The organism is Anabaenopsis elenkinii CCIBt3563, assembly GCF_015245355.1.
Classification (GTDB): Bacteria; Cyanobacteriota; Cyanobacteriia; order Cyanobacteriales; family Nostocaceae; genus Anabaenopsis; species Anabaenopsis elenkinii.
The window spans coordinates 3,516,838-3,534,374 of sequence record NZ_CP063311.1; the positions used below are offsets into that span (position 1 = coordinate 3,516,838).

At 40.5% G+C, this 17,537-nt stretch carries 13 protein-coding genes and 1 pseudogene; 7 read left to right on the top strand and 7 right to left on the bottom strand.

All coding sequences use genetic code 11. The features are described from left to right. The first annotated feature begins 46 nt into the window (after positions 1 to 46). Both IM676_RS15285 and IM676_RS15290 read left to right on the top strand, forming a co-directional pair. Positions 47 to 823 (top strand): HAD family hydrolase, encoded by a 777-nt coding sequence (locus IM676_RS15285; protein WP_200987680.1) that lies wholly within the window; start codon positions 47 to 49, stop codon positions 821 to 823. A 247-nt stretch (positions 824 to 1,070) separates the two neighbouring features. Further along, the gene (locus tag IM676_RS15290) at positions 1,071 to 1,562 is read left to right on the top strand and encodes a hypothetical protein (RefSeq protein WP_200987681.1); all 492 of its coding nucleotides are present in this window, start codon (positions 1,071 to 1,073) and stop codon (positions 1,560 to 1,562) included. A 26-nt stretch (positions 1,563 to 1,588) separates the two neighbouring features. On the opposite strand, the gene IM676_RS15295 is transcribed toward IM676_RS15290, so the two are convergent. The 3 genes from IM676_RS15295 to IM676_RS15305 all read right to left on the bottom strand — a co-directional run bounded on the left by IM676_RS15295 (position 1,589) and on the right by IM676_RS15305 (position 2,754). After that, positions 1,589 to 1,879 carry a TMEM165/GDT1 family protein gene (locus IM676_RS15295; protein WP_200987682.1) on the bottom strand — a complete coding sequence of 97 codons (291 nt, stop codon included), beginning with the start codon at positions 1,877 to 1,879 and terminating at the stop codon, positions 1,589 to 1,591. Between the two features lie 35 nt (positions 1,880 to 1,914). Beyond that, positions 1,915 to 2,313: a TMEM165/GDT1 family protein gene (locus IM676_RS15300; RefSeq protein WP_200987683.1), complete on the bottom strand. Its 399-nt coding sequence runs from the start codon at positions 2,311 to 2,313 to the stop codon at positions 1,915 to 1,917. A 90-nt stretch (positions 2,314 to 2,403) separates the two neighbouring features. After that, on the bottom strand, positions 2,404 to 2,754 hold the full coding sequence (locus tag IM676_RS15305) for a YkgJ family cysteine cluster protein (RefSeq protein WP_200987684.1): 351 nt from the start codon (positions 2,752 to 2,754) through the stop codon (positions 2,404 to 2,406). A gap of 125 nt (positions 2,755 to 2,879) precedes the next feature. Between IM676_RS15305 and psb30 the strand changes: the two genes are divergently transcribed. Next, on the top strand, positions 2,880 to 3,002 hold the full coding sequence (psb30, locus tag IM676_RS15310) for a photosystem II reaction center protein Ycf12/Psb30 (protein ID WP_200987685.1): 123 nt from the start codon (positions 2,880 to 2,882) through the stop codon (positions 3,000 to 3,002). 33 nt (positions 3,003 to 3,035) lie between these two features. Here psb30 and recJ read toward each other — a convergent pair. The 4 genes and pseudogenes from recJ to IM676_RS15330 form a co-directional block, all read right to left on the bottom strand. Then, positions 3,036 to 5,129, bottom strand: a pseudogene (gene recJ / locus IM676_RS15315) (single-stranded-DNA-specific exonuclease RecJ). A gap of 54 nt (positions 5,130 to 5,183) precedes the next feature. Continuing rightward, entirely contained in the window at positions 5,184 to 6,416 is a 1,233-nt protein-coding gene (gene sbcD / locus IM676_RS15320; RefSeq protein WP_200987686.1) for an exonuclease subunit SbcD, read from the bottom strand. A gap of 223 nt (positions 6,417 to 6,639) precedes the next feature. Next, entirely contained in the window at positions 6,640 to 7,287 is a 648-nt protein-coding gene (locus IM676_RS15325; RefSeq protein WP_318780255.1) for a tetratricopeptide repeat protein, read from the bottom strand. A gap of 26 nt (positions 7,288 to 7,313) precedes the next feature. Then, a complete protein-coding gene (locus tag IM676_RS15330; RefSeq protein ID WP_200987687.1) occupies positions 7,314 to 7,523 on the bottom strand; it encodes a hypothetical protein in 210 nt (69 codons plus the stop codon). A gap of 961 nt (positions 7,524 to 8,484) precedes the next feature. Here IM676_RS15330 and IM676_RS15335 point away from each other — a divergent pair. From IM676_RS15335 to IM676_RS15350, 4 genes are all read left to right on the top strand, one after another. Beyond that, the gene (locus IM676_RS15335) at positions 8,485 to 11,046 is read left to right on the top strand and encodes a P-loop NTPase family protein (protein ID WP_200990233.1); all 2,562 of its coding nucleotides are present in this window, start codon (positions 8,485 to 8,487) and stop codon (positions 11,044 to 11,046) included. A gap of 120 nt (positions 11,047 to 11,166) precedes the next feature. Continuing rightward, a complete protein-coding gene (locus IM676_RS15340) occupies positions 11,167 to 14,553 on the top strand; it encodes an acetate and sugar kinases/Hsc70/actin family protein (protein WP_200987688.1) in 3,387 nt (1,128 codons plus the stop codon). A gap of 116 nt (positions 14,554 to 14,669) precedes the next feature. Beyond that, on the top strand, positions 14,670 to 15,782 hold the full coding sequence (locus IM676_RS15345) for a hypothetical protein (RefSeq protein WP_200987689.1): 1,113 nt from the start codon (positions 14,670 to 14,672) through the stop codon (positions 15,780 to 15,782). A gap of 475 nt (positions 15,783 to 16,257) precedes the next feature. Next, positions 16,258 to 17,514: a hypothetical protein gene (locus tag IM676_RS15350; protein ID WP_225880381.1), complete on the top strand. Its 1,257-nt coding sequence runs from the start codon at positions 16,258 to 16,260 to the stop codon at positions 17,512 to 17,514. Positions 17,515 to 17,537 lie beyond the last annotated feature (23 nt).

Below are 17,537 nucleotides of genomic sequence, written 5' to 3' on the forward strand. Positions count from 1 at the left end.
ATCAGCTGTATGATAGTTATTTTTTACCGCTGATGGAAAACGCACTATGTATAGTCGGCTCAAACCACTGTCTGAAGCTTCATTAACTAATATTGCCCTGGTTGCCACAGATATGGATGGTACTCTCACTCAAGGAGGCAAATTTTCCGCTACACTACTGCAAGCTTTAGAAGATTTAGCCGCTGCGCAGATAAAAGTATTGATTGTTACTGGTCGTTCCGGCGGGTGGATGAGTGGAATAAGTCATTTAATGCCTGTTGTCGGTGCGATCGCCGAAAACGGCGGTTTATTTTATCCATCAGGGAAGGAGGAGCCAGTAAGTTTAACGGCCATTCCTGACTTAAAAGCCCATCGCCAGAGTTTAGCCGCCACCTTCGAGTTCTTAAAAACAATATTTCCTCAAATTGCGGAATCAGCAGACAATCGTTTCCGGGTCACAGATTGGACTTTTGACATCGGGGCTTTGAGTCCAGATGAATTACAAATATTGAGTAATATTTGTCAACAGATGGGCTGGGGATTTACTTATAGTACTGTCCAGTGTCATATTAAACCCCAAGGGCAAGATAAAGCTATAGGATTATTGCAAGTTCTGCAAGCATACTTACCTGAAATTTCACCCCAACAAGTGGTTACCGTTGGTGATAGTCCCAACGATCAAAGTTTATTTGATCAAGGTCATTTTCCTGTTTCTGTGGGTGTAGCGAATGTGATGAAATATGCACAGCAGCTAGAACATCAACCTACTTACATCACCCACGCTGTCGAAGGAGAAGGATTTTGCGAGTTATGTAATTATATCTTACATAGGAAGGCAACTTAGTTTTATATCCGGTAAATTAAGCTGCTGGTATCTTCCCAGACTTGAGTGTAGGTCACGGGGGAGAAACTAGATCAACAGTTGAACTGTTCTTTAAAAAACTTCATATTATTTATGAATACAACAAAAAGATAAAAATCATTACTTTTTGAAGTTATCAAGCTATTTGTAACAGATAATTTATAACTGTAGTGAGAACTACTTTTTCAGTTAAACTCTGAAAATAGAAGGCCAGCAATTATTATTTTTTATGAATACCATCTCTACAGTTGAATTCAAGCGCCCAACTTGGGAAACAGCTATAATCTTGGCTTTGGGTTTTTGGTTGAGTTCTAGTCTAGTTTTAGACTGGGTAATCATGCCTAGCCTCTATCTTTCCGGCATGATGAGTCAAACAGACTTTACCATGGCAGGTTATGCGATTTTTTGGAACTTCAACCGCATGGAATTATTATCTGCGTCTGTAGTGTTAACTGGCGTACTGGCTTTGAGTCAAGCCAAATCGCGCTGGAATCCTAGGGTGATTGTATTTGCACTCATGTTACTTGCTGTCACCTTAGTAGATACCTATTTTTTAACTCCGCAAATGTGCGCTGTAGGTATGAATCTAAACTTGTTTGCCACAACTGCGACAATTCCGGGGGAAATGAATGTACTACACAGTGGTTATTTTGTCCTGGAAATTCTCAAAGTACTAGCCGCAGGAACACTTTTAAAGTGGTGCTGGCAACAACAAGTTTAGTAAGTTGTCTGTAATCTTAAATTGCCTTATTCAGCATCGGTTGAGGCTTCGCTAAACAACAGCAAACGTGCAGCCAAAACAGCAAACCCTACAGCGGCGATCGCCTTGAGTAAGCGAGTCGGTAATAGTTCCGCCACAGCACCCCCCGCTAATGCTCCCAAAAAGCTGGTGAGCAATAATGCGCCAGCAGTACCAAAAAATACCGCTCGCCGAGATTGGGAACGCCCAGAAAGTGCGATCGCTGCTAATTGACTTTTATCACCTAATTCTGAGAGAAATACAGTTAAAAAGCTGATTCCTAAAAGATTCCAGTCCATAAGTTTGTAGATAGTTAAAGAGTGGAGCCCATTGTTTAATTATGAATTACGTCCCAAAACAGCATGATAGAAATCAGCAATAACATCATCCCAGCTGACTTTTCTACCACTTTGGGACTGAGGCGATTAGCCATCCAACCCCCTAAAAGCACACCTAACAAACTAGTAGTAATTAGTGCTAGACCAGCACCTATAAAAACTACCCAGGGTGCATGGGATTCAGCACTTATTAATAAGGTAGATAGCTGAGTTTTATCTCCAATTTCTGCGAGAAATATAGTCAGGAAGGTAGTAGCAAAAGTTGCCACCACCGACTCCTGTTGTTTGGGACTGGCCCTAACTACAGTTAAGTTAGATGAATCGCTGTCTTTGATTTCTGACTGGTTGTCAGTCTCAGGGGCGACAGAATTTACCGGTAGAGAGTCAAGTTTCACGGGCGGTAGTTTTCTGAGGGTCTTTCATAATTCTCTCATCTTCTCAGAAGATTGTCATAAATTGCAACCCTTGGGTGCAAAGTGACTAACTCAGAATCCCACAGCTTGATTAAATCGGATAATTTCCCAGCTGCGATCGCCATAAACTCCCTCTATTTGCTCACGACAGCAGTCAATCGCAAAATCATTGAGTTCTTCCGGCTCAATTCCATACATATCTTGAAATATATCTGGCTCTACACGGCAAAAACGGGGGCGATGGGCATATATAAGGCATTCTCGGCTATCATGGTCAAAGTTAACGCACCATCCCCCCTCACCCACCATACTCAGGTATAGCTCTAATTCGGACGGGGTGAGATACTCTGCTATATCTGGACGCTCTGCAGGGTCAAGATGACAGCAGGCGCCACATTGTTTCACACATTGCCAGTTTGCCATTTTATGGACTTTCCTATAATTTTGTTAAGTAAATTAAATGTAACAGCCTCCGGCCAGATATGATGAATGGCGAGTTTTGCAATTGAGTGACTGTGTTTTTCAAAAGTTAAGAGGATCAGGGAAAAATGTTTGACGCTTTAAGCAGTATCAATTGGGAAGTTATCTTCCAGTTAGTTTCTGTAGGACTAATCCTCATTGCTGGGCCAGTCGTCATCTTTGTACTGGCATTTCGTAACGGCGACCTCTAGGGCTGTGATATCTGGAGTTATGAGCTGAAAAACTTATAACTCCGGAACCAGTACCCTGAAAGCTTTCAGAGCAGATTGAATGAGCTTGTCATAGTGTGGTTGAGATATATCAACCTCTACAGAGTCTTGACGATTGTAACCTAGTAGACCAGTTGTACTTTCTGGTTGCATCACCAAGACTTTACCCTCAGAATTTTTAATTCTTAACTCCGGGATAGCATTGTTATTATAAATACCAGAGTTATACAGTCGCTGCTGATGTTCAAAGTTAGTTGTTAATGGATTACCAGACTACTGCTTAAATACATCAGAATTAATATGATCAGGGAGTCTGACACCGAGTAATTCTAACTCAATGCTAGTATTCCCATTAAAGTCATTTTCTCGCAGCTTGTAAGCAATATCTACTCGCTGGGGTAAGGGGAAGTAGTCCCCCCACCTCCAGGCGATCGCTTTGATTTTATACTCTTGATGATTAATAGTTTGACTGAGTGTTAATTTAATATGACCTTTACCAACAATTTGTTGAGAAATCACTTGTAGATTTCCTGTCCAGAATAACGGGTCTGGGTTCTCCATACCACAAGGATGAAGAGCATTTAGCTCCTGGTACAACTGCTGATTGATTTGACTCAGGTCAAGTTCAGCATCAATTTTAACTAGTGGACTGAGATGCTGTAGTTCTAGACACTGATTAGCAAACTCAGATAATCGCGATCGCAATAAGTCTAAATTATCCGCTGCCAAAGAAAAACCCCCAGCTGCTTTGTGTCCCCCAAATTTGCCCAGTAAATCATGACAATATTGTAACGCCTCAAACACATTAAACTCAGGAATACCACGAGCGGAACCGCGAATACGTCCACATTCTTCATAAGTGCCAATAAACACAGGGACACCGTAGCGCTCCACCAAGCGAGAGGCAACAATCCCAATTACACCATGATGCCAATCAGGTTGTACAACCACTAATACCCGGTCTTTGGGGAGAGCAGAAATAAAGTGTTCTTCTACATAAGCGATCGCTTCTTGTTCAATTACCTCGCACATTTGCTGACGACTAGTGTTAGTTAACTCACACTCCATCGCACATTCTAAGGCTACCGTCATATCATCGGTAGTTAGTAATGAAATCACCGTCTGAGGGTCACCAATACGACCAATAGCATTAATTCGTGGTCCCAAGCGAAAACCGATATCTTCTGGTTTCAAAGACTTAGAAGAAGTATTTCCCCCAGGGAATAGTTCCCCTTGTCCCTCTTTCCTGACCTGCAAACCAGCCGCCTGAATTAGAGCTTTAATTCCTGGTAAATGAGACTGAGGTAAATGTTTTAAACCCCGTTTTACCCAGCGACGATTTACACCTGTTAAAGGTGCTAAATCAGCAATTGTACCTAGGGTAAATAAAGCCAACATCGGCTGCACTAAGCCTTTCATCGCTCCCAACCGTTGCCCTAGAGATACTGCTAAAATGTAAGCAACACCCACACCCGCGACACCGCGATAAGGTGAAGACTCTGCAATCAGTTTTGGGTTGAGGATAGCATTAGCTGGGGGTAATTTAGGGGGGATGTCGTGGTGGTCAGTGACAATCACATTCATACCCAGTTCTCTGGCTCTGGCTATGGGTTCATAAGCAGAAATCCCATTATCCACCGTCAGAATTAGGTTTACACCTTCATTGTGAAACTCTTCAACAATGCGTTGATTAATCCCATAACCATCACGCATCCGACTAGGGATAGCGTAATTCACATCAGCCCCAAAACTGCGGAGACTACGCAACAGTAAAGCGGTGCTAGTCATACCATCGGCATCATAGTCACCACAGATAGATATTTTACCATGGGATGCGATCGCCTGTTGCAATAAATCCAAACTAATCCCTAAATCAGGGAATTCTTCTAAAGGCGAAGGTAAATCTAAAGATTCAGGATTTAAAAACCCTTGTGCTGCTTCTGGAGTAGTAATGCCACGATTAATTAATACTTGGGCAATAATAGGTGAAACATTAGTTATCCTAGCCAAACTTTCCGCCCATTCTGGTTGCTGGCGATAAATTTGCCAACGCTGACGAGGTAACCGCTGTTGAGATATTGTAGATTTTGGGAAAGCTTCCTCTAGCACAATTATTCAAGCATTCTTTTCTCATCATTAAAGCACACAGCGATCCCCCCAGCATTAAAAGACAGCCACATCATCTGCGAGTAACTTTTCTGCAGCTTCTAACATAGATGCAGCAATATCCTTTAAATCTTCACGATTATCTAAGTAAGTTTGCAAAGCTGACCTAGGGTCAATACTGCTACTAGCGGTTAATTCGGGAATTCTCGGACGCGCCAATTGGCTGACTAATTCTGCTTTAATTGTATAACTGTGAGCTAAACTCAAAGCTTTATGAATAGCAGCAGTCTCAATGACATCCATCTGTTCCGAGCGGATTTGATAAATTAACCGCACTACAGCATCTTGAATATGATATTTAGCGATCGCCTTGATTAAAGCAGCTTGAGGATGATCTGCTGTGGATATATCCACCTCAATCGTCCGGAAAGTTCGCACAGGTAAAGGACAAAATTCCCAATTAGCCCTTCCCCGCGCCAACTCTATAATTACATAGCCCTTATCTTCTTTTTCCTCACTAAAATCCACCCGTTCAATACTTCCCGGATAAATCACAGGTGGGTTATTCGATTTATTCAAATTCTGGTGACAGTGAACATGTCCTAAAGCCACATAATCAAAACAAGGTCGCGTCAGCAAAGATAGAGGTAAAGTAAAACCCTTCCCCACCGCTAAAAGACGTTCAGCGCCCAAAGTAGCATTATCAGCCATCAAATGAGCCAAAAGCACAGTCGGAACATCAGGGTCAATGCGCCGAATTTCTCCTTCTAAAGCCACTTGTAGACGTTGTGTTAACATTTCGTTCACCTCAGCCAAAGAAGCATTTTTAGTTTCCTGACGGGTCATCAACGTAGAACGAGTTAGCCAAGGTAAAGTAATCACCTGAACCTTACCACTACGGGTATTAATATGGTGTGTGGTTAAAGTATCACCCACCACAAACCCCCGCACCCCTAAAGTGCGGTAAATATTTAAACTTGCGCCTCCCGTTCCTTGAGAATGTTGGTCATGGTTCCCCACCAACAGCACTGTAGGAATATCTGCATCAACCAGGCGGCGAAACTGACTAGCAAAGGCTTCTTGCACATATGGCGCTGGGGTAGCGTCTGGGAACGCATCACCGCCAAATAAGACTAAATCTACCGGGTCTTGTAGTGCCCGGTCAATACATCGGGATAAAGTCTTGACAAAATCTTCTAAACGTGTATTTAGTCCTGTGTCCGGATTTATGCGCCCGTGGGAGAAACCGCTCCCCATGTGGATATCCGCAAGATGCAAGATTTTAATCATCTTTGTCAAGTCTCATAGTCATCACAGCTTAGGTTAATTTGAATATTAAAATCCCATTAATTAACCACTACTTGCAACTGATTTGCTTTGATTATTCATATTGGATTCTGAGATGGCTGGAAGAATTATACATTGTTCTGCAGCGCCTGCGATCGCCAGCAATCAATATTTCTATAAAATAATATAAATATCTTGACAACTCCATTCAAGATATCCTCAGATATCATCCCTGATAATTCCCCTGACTCTCATTGCAATCACTCACATGATCCTGTATTGCTCGCAACTTCTGATGTACACAAGCTACATACCACATATAATCATCAATCTTAGTACTAACCGCTTGATTAATATATTCCTGTGCTAACTCCAGTTGCTTTTCCGCCTCAAAATATAATCCCACATAGAGATATGTATAAAAAATATTACGCTGATTAGCGTTTTTACTGACTTGAATTAAAATATCGGGAGAACAGCGCCCCGCATATAAATCATATACCCGGCCCATCACCAATCGCGGGTCATTTTTTACTTCTAATAAACACTCACGCGCCACAGTAACACCATCAGCTTGAGCAATACAAAGATAGCGCCAAACAGTTTCTTCCACATCTTGGAAGTTAACAGTTAAATCTGCCTCAAACTGTTTAACGCCCTCTGCAAATCTACCAGCATAATAATATGATAGTCCCCTCTGCCACAAATATGGTGTTAAACGCGGATCAAGTTTTTCCGCCATGTCAAAATCAGCAATAGAACCATTGATATTTCCTAGCTGAAAATGAACCATCCCCCTTTGCACATAAGCTTGAGGGTCATGGGGACGGTTGGTAATCACATCATGCCAACGCCTCAGCTTTTGTTCTAGCATATTATTGGTCTTGATTATCCTCACATTTAATCATCTAATAAACTCATTAGGGCTGCAATTTCCGGGTTTTCTGAATCGCATAATTTCTGCTGTAACTCTAATATTTGATTTTGTAATATTTTACAGGTGTAAAGCAGATTAGATGTTTGGGCAACTTTTAATTGACTCTGTTTGATTCTAATTTTCCTCAATAGTTCATTTACTGCCTCAACTGTTTCATAGTCTTCATAAATCATCGTTGTGCACCCATTAAATTCTTACCTAAACAAATTACAAAATCAATATATATAGTATCCTGCAACTAAATCTACCACATAAATGTATAAATTGTAAAATTATCCTAGTATTCCCGTAGACCCTCCCTCTCTAAAATCAAGGTGATTCTTGTCTCATGCTTACCCAGAGATCCCCCGCAGCATTTGTTTAATTCTTTTCACAAGTCATATTTTGTCAGATAAATCACTTTCTTAGAGGATGTTTGGAAAGTATTAAACAGGTAATTTTTATATTAGGGAACAGGGAACAGGGAACAGGGAGCACCGGAGCAGGGAATGGGGGACACTCCGAAACAATAAAATCCAGTCCCCTCCCCTTACAAGGCTATCCATTACCCGGATCTTTCTTAACATTCGTGAGAGCGATCGCTCGCAAACCCCCAAACCTTAATCCTCCGTTGATGATTCTCAATAAAATAAGGGTTTTATCAAGAACAATAAGGTACATTTTGTCAAGAGTAGGGAAATTTTCAAGCGTTGAAACCATTGCCACATAAATGTTTCAAGATTGTTAAGAAAGATGTGAGTAATGAATAGCCTTACAAGGGGAGGGTTAGGGTGGGGTGAAACAATAGTTGATACACTAATCATGACTTATCAAACATCCTCTTAGAGTATAAACATCTTACAAATCTCATGGCATACCTATACATAGATATTTGGTCATAGAGTCCAGTAATTTCATAGGTGTGAATTTTACCTCGACTATCTTGATTTTTTGGGGATTTTGTGGAATTTTGAAGTTTTTCAATGAGCATCCAGTTAGGAATTGTCTAACTCCGTATCATTAATCTATCCCAAGTAATAAATAGTCCGATCATCATAAAAAATCTCATCATAAAAATTTTTATTAATATCTGCTGTTGAGATTTTTTTATGTTATAAAGCTGACAGAAATTAATGCCAGATGGGAACAATTTCTATGGAAATAGAACAATTAGATTGTTTTAAAGCCTACGGACAATTTATCTTGGAAAAACTGGAATCAGTACCCCAATACCCTTCTCAACAAGAAGATTGGGTACCCACTAAACTAGATGATTGTGTGGCGCGGATCCGAGAAGCTGCACAGAAAACTGTACAACTTGCCACATCTCCAGTGAAAATTGGAGTCATGGGAGAATTCAGTAGCGGCAAAACTTTGCTTTTAGGTAGCTTGATTGGGTATGCTGATGCCTTACCAATTAGTGAGAACCCAACTACAGGTAATGTTACAGCCGTGCATATGTCACCCCAGTCAGGCTTTGTAACTACTCACGCCAACAATTATACCATAGAGTATCTTTCTCATCAAGGGGTGAATGAGTGTTTGCAATTCATGTTGCACGAAGCCAGTCGCCGCAGTAGCGCAGCTGGACTTCCACCTATACCCATGTCAAAATTAAAGACCGGCAAAGATATTATTAACTGGTGCGAAGAAGCATGGAACAGTAGCAAAAACTTAGAATTACGTTATTTACTACGAGAGTTAGTATTATTCCTTCGCACTTATCAAGCATATGGGCAAGCAATGTGTGGTGTCCACTATCAAATTGATGGTAACATCGCCCGGGAGGGACTACAGCTACCTGAACAACCGTTAGCTATCCAAACTCTTCGGTTTGAGGACTTACCTCCATCTCATATTCGATTACCCAGCCCACCCCAGAACCTCACGACTAAATTATTACATAACAGTTTCTCGCTGATCCACCGTGTTAATATTGAAGTGAAGATATCACGGGAAATCTGGGATTTTAGCGGTGCTTCGGAATTTATTATCTTAGATTTTCCTGGATTAGGTGCTGCTAATTCAGGAGCTAGGGACACCTTTTTGTCACTGCGGGAACTAGCAGAAGTACAGACAATTTTAATCCTGTTAAATGCTAAAACCCCTGGAAGCGATCGCGCCAATAAAATCTTTACCATGATGCAGCAGCAGCGCCCAGGACAAGACCTGAAAGATTTAATTTTAGTGGGTGTGGGTCGTTTTGATCAGCTCCCCTTAGATAGTCAAGGTTATGAAAGAGAACTTGACCAATTCATCGCCAGTACTCAACCTTTAACAGAAAACGATGTTTTGAGTAAATTGAAAGTTCTGCAAACAACCATTGATGCTGCTAGTGCATTCATAATTCAACCAGACCGCATGGTTTTGTTATCCCCACTACTAGGACTAGCTGAGTTAGCAAAACGTTCTAGTACAGTTAAAGCAGGTTCACCGGAATTTTTAGCTACCTTAGACTATCCTGATTATCTCGAACGCTCCAAGCGATCGCAACAGAAATGGCAACTATTAAGCACTCGTCTGCTAGAATCTGACCCAAGAAGCCATTTAGGTACACAACTAAGTTACTTTGCCCAAGATGGTGGTGTTGCCAAACTGCGAGAATTAATTCAAAATCATGTAGCCAATCACGGAGTCAAACAACTGTATGAAGATACTCATAGAGCTGCTGAGAATTTAATGATACAACAAGAATACCTCAACAATATCATTAACGAAATTCACGAGCAAGGTATTCCCACCGCAGATACTCACAACCTAATTGAGTTGCGCTCTGCTATCGAAGGCTTAGATAAAACCTATCGCAATTTTCAAAAAACTTTGGCTAAAGAACCCCTCAAAGACCGGTGGGGAAATGTTGTCAGTGATGTCGTCAAAGACGAACTCACATTTAAAATAGTCAATTGGAACGAGTGGACATTGCTATTCAATAAAGCCAACAATGGTAATATTACCATTGCTGAATTTAAAGGAGCAGCTGGTAAGCTATTTGACAGAGGTAATAGAGTTAATAGCAGCCTACCTACAAAAAGTGAAGACTTTTATCCAGCTTTCGTTAAAACTATCAAGGAATTAGAAGAATTTGCCCGAGAACGGATTCATCAAGCAGTAGCAGACTTATTAAATAAATTGTCTCAGCAGATAGCCCCACAATCGGATTATCTACAGAATAATCTAAATCCAGAAATGGAACAAGATATTGAGAGGGAATTTGGGATAGAAGAAGCTGATATCTTCTACAAATTGCTGTTAGGATGCGACCCTAATCAATGGTTAGAAGCAATTATCGCCGAAATCAACAGCAAAGAAAAACCAGTTGCACCAGAGATGATCTTCCCCTTAGCCCGTAGAGATGAAAAACACAATATTGGTCAAATCTTTGACTGGTCTCCTGAGAAAAGTCCAGACTTACCCAGAACAGGTAATCACCAACTTTTGGTATTGCGACTACGAGATGAAATCATTGCTACTGCTAGCCTGCATTTGGTGCAATATGTCAGCGAAATCAATCAGCAGGTGAACACTGAATTAGCAGGTATTTTAGATCAAATTATTCCCAGTTTGCAAAATATTTCTAAAAAAGAGGCTTTACTCAGATACATTGCGGCTGGGAATTCTCCAGCTAAAGTTAGTATTCCCCATTGGTTGCAGATTCTCGCAGAAGTTGCCACAATTTCTTATCAATACGGGAATTTAACAGTTGCCAAAAACCCTTGATTATATAGACTTTAAGAGTTTAGTATTGTGGAGATTTCTAGGTATTAGGGTACATTCTCAGTCTTGACCACAGATACTCAGTTAAACCTGGCAATTTATGATTAATTTGAGGAGAAAGAAATGGCTGTAGAAATTCGGCTACCACCTAATTTTCAAGTGTATATTAAGGAAAACGAATATTTGGAACTACCCACCATCCAACTGATAGCAGCTGGGGATAATGTCCCTCACATTGCCAGAATTAATTGCATTGTTACCGGTACCCCAGAGGAATTAGCATTCCAAATTAAAAAAGCATATAAACCATTTGATTCTGTAACTCCTAAAATTTCCCAAATCGGTCAATTAGAGCAATATCCTTGTAAGGTAACTCGTCCTTTACGAAAACCCATTAACTGCACTTTGGTAGTGACCGTTGAGTATTTCGACTCTGATCCTTTAGGAGATCCACTACTTTGTGAACCCCGGGAAGCTGAAGCTTCGTGTTATCTCTGGTCACCATTAATCGATGATCAAGAAATCATTGAGACCGAAGCCATCACTATCCCCATAGAAACTAGTCCCTATATTGAAAACCAACCACAAAAAAGATTTCCCGGATGGTTAGCACTCGATTTTGGTACATCCAATTCTACAGTCACACTCTTTGATCCTATTGAGATTCCCATCGCCGAAATTTTACCCAGAGAACAAGAAATCAGATTACGCTATCGCCTGGCCGAGTGGTTGAGCTCCCCCCCATCGGTAGCTTTACCCGAGGTCAACCCCCATGAATGGGAGAAATTTATTGCTGATGTGAGCAAACACCTAGAAATAGAACCCTATAATCTTGCATCAGTTTTTGAAACTGACCAAAAAGAGCGATTCTTAGAAGCCATTCGCCAAATAGAATTATGTCTAGGTAACAGTGAAAAATTCCGGCGGGCGACTAGCAAAAAACTTTACCAAATATACCATGAGGTATTTCGTGTACCTACTTTAGAATCGCAAAACTTAATCCCTGTCGTCTTAGATATTAATCGCCGTGATACAGAAATACCCAGCGAATTGGAAATCTTTAGCCTGATAGATTTAGAACTACGTATGGGTAGAGAAGCCAGGGATAACCGCAAAAAAGCCATCGCCCAAGGTAACAGCGTCTCTTTAAAAGAAATTATCAGCAGATTTCACCACTCACCCAAGCGCTACTTTGGACAAGATCGCACTTTCCCGGTGATTTTAGATAATCAGCAAGAAATAATTCATGTTAACCAACTGATCCAAGCAGCTTGGGCCCATTTAATCGATTTAACCGAAGATTACCGCCAACGCGCTAGGCGCAAGTTTTCTGAGGGAGATTTCGTTACAGCTGTTGTAACTTACCCTACCGTTGCTCCCCCATTAGTGCGTAAGGAAGTTAAAGAATTAGTGGAACAGTTGGGTATTGATGATGTACAAACCGCTTATGATGAAGCTGTGTCAGTGGCAATCTTCTTTTTATGGCGAGAATTTGGCGGTAATCTCAATATTGGCATTGAATCATTTAAAACCCGTTGTCGTCAAGTCGAAAACAAATGGTCACAAAATGTCCTCGTCTTGGATATCGGCGGCGGAACCACAGACTTAGCCTTGATTGAATTGACTTTAGAAGATAATACCCCTACCTTTGCAGACCATGAAGATAGAGGATTAGGAGGACGTTACTATAAACTCACTCCCAAACTGTTAGGATCATCAGGTCATTTACAGTTAGGCGGTGAATTAATTACCCTGCGAATATTTAGATTATTAAAAGTAGCGATCGCGGACTTTTTATTAACAGCAATAACTACAGGTGACATCGAAAGCGAAAAGTTAGAAGATTTAATTAATACAGAACTAAATGAACGTTTTCTTGAACAAGGAAAATTTCAAAGTGGCAGTTTATTAAAATGTGTAGATAAGGAAAACCCCGACGGTGATGCTGCTTATAAAGACGCCCTAGACACCGCAGAGAAAGTATTACCCACCAGATGGCAACAAGTCCCCCAACGCCTACAAACATTTTACACCCTCTGGGATTATGCTGAAGCCGCTAAACTCAAACTGGGGCAAAAATCAGAGCATCCTTTTTTAAGTTTTAGTATTTCCGAAAGTCAAATTTCTGAACTTCTGACTCAAAGTGGAATTAAATTTGAAATTACTAACCCTAATAATATTAGCCTCATCATCGACAGCGAACAATTTGAACGCGCCGCAGCTTCCACTATTAAGGAGGGAATTGGTATCGCTAAAGGACTCATGGAAAGTCGCCTAGGTTTCCATGGGCAAAATATAGATGCTTGGAATACTCATAAAGTTGACTGGTTGATTTTATCTGGTAAAACTTGCAACCTCGAATTAGTACAGCGCTACATCTACGAAGAATTTAGCAAATCCCCTTATTTCGTCTGGAACCCAGAAAGAATTACCTTTGTCTTGGAATTTACTAAACTCGCCACTTCCGCCGGTGCTTGCTACGCTGAGAAACTCCGCCGACTCAGATTTGACCCGGAAGAGTCTAAGGAATTGTTGCGTAAAGGAGCAAATCAGTTAGAAATAGACGTCAAAAATCTATTTTATTATCTACCTTGTAACTTCAAACGCAAGACCCAAAGCAACGCACTATTAACAATCTTCAAAGCTGGACAAGAACTTTATCAAATCACTCCCACAGAAACAGTCGCCAAAGTACGCACAGAATGGCAAGGGATACAATTAACTAATATTATTTATCGTCAAGACTATGAGGAAGGAGACCTACGACTGTGGGGAAGCTTTGACGGTAAAAACCTCATGGAAAAATTAGGGATGTCAGAAACTGATTTCCTCAAAAAAATCAAGGTTCAATTTGAAATCGACCAAACTCTAGAATTTAGCGTTTTACTTTGTCAAGGTAACCCCCATTATTTAATTGACATTCCTGGTATTGATGTCGGTGCTGCACTATTAGCAGCTTCAGAAACAGCAGCCCTATTTGCTGATGGTAAGTTAAAGTGGAATATCGCTTTAGAATCTCCTAAGCACAACTTAAATGATGGTGATATTGCAGTCAATGTGCTCGAGTCAGCAACTGTTGACCAGCCGAACGCCTATCATTTAGTTTTTGAAGTAGGAAAAGATAATAGTCAATTTCTGCGAGAATTTCACTATGTCCATCATGGGGAACAGCACTCACAACCGGGTTTAGTAAGTAATCCTTTACCTCCCTTTCCCCACAGTCATCAGCACACATTTTATATTTATCAAACAGATCCTACAACTAACACCAAAAAATGGATACGTATCGGCGCTTTAAGTAAACCAGATGTGGGGACAGATTACCCTTGTAAATATTACGTGACTCTTGATAATCAAGGTTTTCTGAGAATACACGCCGGTGAAGTTCCCTATTGGACTTCAACTAGTCAAGAATGTCTTAAACAACCAGGATGTGTTTATCGCGCCGAATTAGAACTACAACCTAACGAAGTCGATAAAGAACGCGACCCTTTTTGTGGTGTACATTAAACTTCCTCTGTTGAGTAGATACTTTAACGGGAGCATCTGAGTTTGTTAATGTTAATATTCCACCTCCTGCTCCCTCTGGTTGATCAGCAGGGGCTATCATTAGTTTACTATTATTCATGCAGCAATTACGTCAGTTATTGGCAATCAAAAATTCAGAGTTAGCTAAATTACTTAAATGTAATTTACATGGACTAGAGGCGACTTTAACTCAAGCTATGACAGAATTTCCCCTCGACCCTGGGACTAAAATATGTCAGGAGTTATTAGAGGAAATTTCCGGTTTATTGCAACCACCCCCAGATTTGACCCCAGAGAAGGCGATCGCAATCATATCCCTCCCAAAAAATGAATTAAAATTGGATCATTTGCGATTGGCTTTTAATGCTGATGCTGAACTGAAGTTATATTTAGGTACTGCTGAACTACAAAGCCAAAGCGATGCTGACCTATGGAACGAAATTCACCGCCAACTGCTGCGAGTTCCAGAGAATATCGCCACAGCTTGGCGACAGCGCGCCTTAGATTTAGCTGAACAAGTAGGCGCAGTTCCAGATGATTTAAACCTTGCTGAACTTCCTTTTAGCCGCGATGAAATAATTTATCCCGGACTCAAGGGGAGTGTAACAGCGCCGGGGTTATCCTTGTCTGAGACAGCCTTATTAAATACCGGAGTTAACCCAACTGACCAATATGGTAATTTATATTGTATCGCTGGCTTTGTACAGCTGTTCCTGAGATTTACAGAAATAGACCCAGACTTACATCATGCTTTAAAGAGTGTATTTACCTTTGATATTATGCCTTTGCACTCTCAGCCAGAACAACGCACTCAATATATAAATACTTTAAGCGATCGCTGGCAGCGTTTGCAACAAGCCGAGTCAAACTCCGATGAGTTATTAAGTCTGCGTGCCTGGATAGATATAGATGAAGCCATACACTCCCTAGTATTTATCCCACCCGTGGAGCGTTATTCCTGGTGGGGTAATTTACAGCAAGAATCACGACGGATTTTAAAAAAAATGGCTCAAAGGGCGCTAAATCTGGGTTATGATGTGCGGATTCGGCAGTTATCTGGACTTTATGCCGATGTTTGTTCTTTTTCTAAAGATGACCTCCAACTTAACTGTGGTGGTATTCCTGGGGAAGTTTTAACTTGTCTGCGGGTGTATGCGCGCATTAATCAAGAGGAAACTCCAGGACGGGTTATATTTCGCTCTTGGCGTTAGGTTTCTATTTTTTCCCTTTACACTCCCCTAGAAAGCTTTTTGTACTAGGGTTTCGACAAATTACAGCAGATTTTTCCAGACATTTATATAAGAAATTGGGTAACCACCACTACAGAAATAATCAGCCCTTACAAAAATATCAATCTGAATACAGATGACCAGGCTTATATAAATTTACTTTTAACAAAAAATAAAGATTAATCTAACATTTTTGATATCAATAAATTACAGATTTATCTGTGTTAGTCTATCTAAATCTATGAACCTGTAGCTTATCTACGAAACGCGCCGCTCATGCTCAGGGCTAGTTCATCATGCCTTTGTGATCACAAACAAAGCAATATGCTGTAAATATCTCACCAATATTGTGATGTATAAGATACAAAAAACCAGCAATAGTAATGACATCTGTAAATCTATTAAAGTTGACTATGTTTTTTGCAACTTAGGGACAGTCTTATTAAGTTTCTTGCTCATGTTGACTGCTATTACCATCAGGTCTGTATCTGCGGCGGATAATGCACAGAAAAAGATAATTTTAGCCAATCAAATAAATCAGGGTTTTTCGGGTGAAAATAGCAAAAAATTACCAATTTACCCATTTAATAGGAACTCACATATCAGCCGAAATGACAGATCGTTAACATCAGAAAAAACTCATATATTTGCTAAATTAAACACAATTAACGGTGAGGATTTAGCTGTTAAAATTGAACGGGAAAAAATCAGGAATTCTGCTGTTGATTATCTGGGTTTTTCATCTAAGAATGTACTAGAAAGCAAAACAGACCTAAGTCAAAACCTATTGACATATAAGCACGATAATATTTATGGAGAATCACCAGAAGAAATATCACAGTTAACTAATTTAGTTAATTTATTGTCGCAACAAGAACCTGAATTGATTACAGGGGCAGAACTTCCATTACCTGAGGAGGATATTTCTAGGGATAGTAATACATTACGCCAAGAACTATTAATTGATCCCATCATCAAAACCCAAGAAAGATTAATCAACCCTCAACCTCGGAGGGCTTTACCGGGTTCAACAGCAGGTACTCCTTCTGGATATGGTGCGAGTGGTGGTCAAGTCTATGTTGGTATTGGTTTACTTTTCCCTTTAGAGGAAAATTCCGATGGATTTTTGGATGGTTCTTACTCCGCTGGTTTTGGGTTAGGAGATCCATTGAAATCTGTAGGGTTGGAAGTTAATGTTAACTTTGCCAGTTCCGGAGGTACTTATCTTAAAGGTGGAGAGTTTGATGTGGGGACTAGCGGCTATATGGGGTTAAAACTCCACAAATACTTACCTGACCGTACAGCTGTAGCCGTGGGTTGGTCAAATCCTATCAAATGGGGAGAATCTTCCGACAATAAAAATACCATTTATGGAGTAGTTACTAGGGCATTTATACTACAACCAGACAACCCAAATCATCAATTACCTTTGACTGTTTCTGTGGGTTTTGGTAATGGCGGTTTTCGTTCTCTAGGTGCAAGAAGAGTAGCAGAGAGTAATAATGGTAATATTTTCGGGAGTTTAGGTTTAAGAGTCATACCTGAAGCATCCCTAGTCGGTAGCTGGACGGGAAATCGTCTAAATATGGGTGTGTCTATTGCTCCTTTCAAGAACAGTCCCATAGTTATCAATGGCGTGGTAACAGACATTACTGGTAATTTTGATACTGGGTTAGGTTTGGCGCTGAGTGCAGGTTACAGTTTCAAGTTTTAAGCAATTTCATCAACCAACCAGAG